This is a genomic window from Streptomyces sp. NPDC054841, from assembly GCF_053611045.1.
In genome coordinates, this window is sequence record NZ_JBSGZO010000689.1 from 1 (window position 1) to 3,442 (window position 3,442).

The following is a 3,442-nucleotide window of genomic DNA, read 5'->3' on the forward strand; positions in this document are numbered from 1 at the left end:
GCCCGGAGGTCTCTCCGGGTCTCCCCGCCCCGAGTCCGCCTGTCGTCCGGTCGGTGCTGTCCGGGCTGCAGGCGGGCTGGGGGCGTCGGAAAGTTGCTTTTTCCGTGCCCCCCTGATTCCCGTTCGCCACCCCCACGAAGGATGAGATTTGATGGCCTCAAAGGACCAGGGCCCGGTGACGTGCCCCGGCCCGGGCTGTTCCAACAGGGTGGAGCAGAAGCCCGGTTCGGGACGACGGCGCCTGTACTGCAGCGACAAATGCGGAGTGAAGGTCCGCAAGTCGAGCCCAGCACCCTGTGCGCCCGGACGCGCGAAGCGGTCAGCGAAGACGACATCACCGGGCTGCTGGCCGGCACCCGCGTCACCGACTGGACCACCGTCAAGGACTTGGTCACCGCGCTGAACGGACAACCAGACACCATCCGGCCTTTATGGCAAGCAGCCCACCCACCGGAATCTCCCGGACCCCACACCACTGCTCTCGCTCCCAACACCCATCTGACTCCCATCAGGGCGGATGCCTTCGGATGACACCCTCGCTCACCCCGACAAAGAGTTCGCCCGACCCGTACTCCTCACCCGCGCTCGACATGGCCGGGCCCTGCGCCGCCCCGGCCGACGGGATCCCGATGATGCTTCTTCCCGTTCCTCTGGAAGCGTTTCTCACCGTCCACACCGATCTGTATCTCTCCTACGCCCAGGCTCACCTCCCCCCGCGCGCGGCGCGGGCTGCCGTGCGGACCTCGTGCGGCCTGCTAGCCGAGCACTGGCCGTACATCGTCGCCCAACTCCGCCCAGCCACGGCCGCGTGGGAACAGCTCGTCGCCTGTACCGGCAGCCGCCCCTACCCCCGCCCCGTCCCTGCGGACACCCCGCTGCACTACGACGCGCTCGTCCTCCACCGCCTCGGGCACAGCATTGAGGCAATCGCCTCGGTCACCGGCAGCGACACCAGCAAGATCCGTTACCTCGTCACCACTCACCACTCACCGCGCCCCGGCAACGCCATTCCTCCCCTGGGCGTAGTGATTGTCCTGCAGCGGGCGCCGGCACTAGTGCGGGCTGGCCGTCTCTCCCGGCCTCCCCGCGGGAGGGCCGACGCCTGCGTGCCCACCGACCGAGGGCGTCTTACGCTGGAGCGACGGCAATCCAGGGGGGCCTGGAGGTACGTCATGCCCCGCCCAGTCTGGTCCGGCGCCATCAGCTTTGGCCTCGTGACCATTCCCGTGAAACTCCTGCCTGCGACCGAGGACCGCAGTGTGCGGTTCCGGCAGGTTCATCTCGCCGACATGGGCCCGATCCGCAACAAGAAGATCTGCGAGCTCGAAGGCGCGGAGGTCAGCACCGCGGAGATCAGCAAGGGCTATGAGCTCCCGGGCGGCGACACCATCCAGATCACCGACGCGGAGCTGGATGCGCTTCCCCTGCCGACCGCGAAGGCGATCGAGATCGAGGCCTTCGTGCCGGCCGAGAGCATCGACCCGATCCGCGTCGGCGCAGGCTACTACCTCCAGGCCGACGGACCGGTCGCCGCCAAGCCCTACGTCCTGCTCCGCAAAGCCCTGGAGCGGAGCTCCCAGGTGGCCGTCGCGAAACTGGCCTTCCACGGCCGTGAGCGGCTCGGCCTGCTCCGCGTCGTCGAGGAGGCCATCTTGATCCACATGATGCGCTGGCCCGACGAGATCCGGGACCCCACCGAGCTGGCGCCGCAGGCGACCGAGCTGGACGAGCAGGAGCTCGAGGGCGCACTCGCGCTCATGGACACGATGAGCAGCGACGGCATGCCCGACCTCCACGACGAGTACCGCGAGTCACTGGAAGCCGTGATCGCCGCCAAGAGCGAAGGACACGCACCCCCAGAACTACCGGAGCGAGAAGAGCCGGCCAGCCAGGTCGTCGATCTCATGGCCGCCCTCAACGCCTCGGTCGAGCAGGCCAAGGAGCGCCGCGGCGAGCCGGCGACCGTGCACGAGATGCCGAAGAAGAAGACCACGGCCAAGAAGACCACCGGGAAGAAGACGGCCGCCAAGAAGACAACGGCGAAGAAGGCCGCAGCCAGGAAGCCGCGCAGTGCGTAGGTGTGACTGAGCGCGCGAGTTGGCCTGTGAGCGGTTGAGTTGGCCCGGCTGAGCGTTCTGTATGGCTCGGCGGAATGCACAGGTCGAGGGCGTGGTGGCCGTCCGCGACAAACCGGCGTCAGCTCAGTCTGATCAGGCCCTCTCATGGAGCGGTGAAGAGCCCAGGTCAGCGGTCTTGGTGAGCGTTCCAGTTGGCTGCAACGGGCCAGCTCGGGGGCTCAGGCAGTGGGCCCGCGCCCCGGTGTCGTTGGCGGCACGTACGGTCTGCGCGTGACTGATCAGTGGTGGGTGGGCATACGTCAGCGGGTCGAGGCGGCGGGTGCAGGGCCTGCGGGCAGCAAGGTGTTCGGGGCATTGGGGCACAAGTGGGTCTTGGAAGAGCCGCTCGCCCAGGTCGAGCTTGCCGAACTCGAAGCTCAGATAGGAGTGCGACTGCCGAAGGAGTACCGGACCTTCCTGCTCCACGTCGGCGCGGGCGGCGCCGGCCCCGCGTACGGCCTCTTCCCGGTTCGACGCGTGCAAGGCCGCTGGCGCTGGGAAGGTGACGGCGCGGACATGACCGACCTGTCCAGGCTTGCCGAGCGGTTTCCCGACCAGGGACCCGACCCGAAGCTGCTCGACGACCTTCTTGCTCAACGTCCCGAGGAAGAGGACTTCGACGCGATCGAAGACTTCGACGACGCCATCGAGGCGTGGGATGAGCGGTGGGAGGCTGTCATGTTCGCCCCGGAGCGCACCGCCGGCGCCGTTGCGATCTCCCACCTTGGCTGCGCCCAGAGGGAGTGGCTGATCATCAGTGGCAGCCACCGCGGCACGATCTGGTCCGACTGCCGGGTGGACGACGTCGACCTCGCCCCGCTCCTCGATGACGCCGGTACGCCGGTGACATTCGCCCGCTGGTACACCGACTGGCTGGAGAAAGCCGAGCGCACGGCGCTGTCGGCACCGTAGGCCCGTCGCACGGCGCTGCTGAGCGGTGTAGTTGGCCAAACAGGCCAAGTGGGACCCCGACCACAACTGAGGCGACCGCTTCTGACCACGGGGCAGCGCCAAGTGCTGCGGGAAGATCCGAGCGCGGCCCGTCAGCGACGCCGACGGGAGTTGAGCCGGGCGGCCTGGCGTGTCAGGTGGTCGCGTTCGGCGAGGTTGGATGCCTTTTGGGCCGCCTCGGCGTACAGCCGTGCCGCCGTCGCCAGGTCGCCGTCGCGCTCGTGGAGGTACGCCGCCACCGCGGCGTGGCGGGGCAGTGAGTCGTCCAGCGCCGCGAGCGCCGCCAGGCCGGCGCGCGGTGCGGGGGGGTCGCCGCCCGCCCCCCCGCGGGTGTGCCGGCCCCCCCGGGGGGGTGTGCGGCGCCCGCGCGCGGC

2 protein-coding genes and 1 pseudogene are annotated in these 3,442 nt (G+C 69.3%); 2 read left to right on the top strand and 1 reads right to left on the bottom strand.

Annotated elements, in window-relative coordinates; all coding sequences use genetic code 11:
* Window positions 1–1,172: 1,172 nt before the first annotated feature.
* Both ku and ACWGI8_RS41800 read left to right on the top strand, forming a co-directional pair.
* On the top strand, window positions 1,173–2,078 hold the full coding sequence (ku, locus tag ACWGI8_RS41795; RefSeq protein WP_453668688.1) for a non-homologous end joining protein Ku: 906 nt from the start codon (window positions 1,173–1,175) through the stop codon (window positions 2,076–2,078).
* A 270-nt stretch (window positions 2,079–2,348) separates the two neighbouring features.
* Window positions 2,349–3,029, top strand: coding sequence for an SMI1/KNR4 family protein (locus tag ACWGI8_RS41800; RefSeq protein ID WP_453668687.1), 681 nt, complete (start codon window positions 2,349–2,351; stop codon window positions 3,027–3,029).
* Window positions 3,030–3,160: 131 nt separating this feature from the next.
* On the opposite strand, the pseudogene ACWGI8_RS41805 reads toward ACWGI8_RS41800, so the two are convergent.
* Window positions 3,161–3,442, bottom strand: a pseudogene (locus ACWGI8_RS41805) (hypothetical protein); the annotation flags it as partial.

Bases quoted from the DNA above. Each gene is read 5' to 3' on its own strand.
- ku (WP_453668688.1), top strand. From the start codon at position 1,173: ATGCCCCGCCCAGTCTGGTCCGGCGCCATCAGCTTTGGCCTCGTGACC.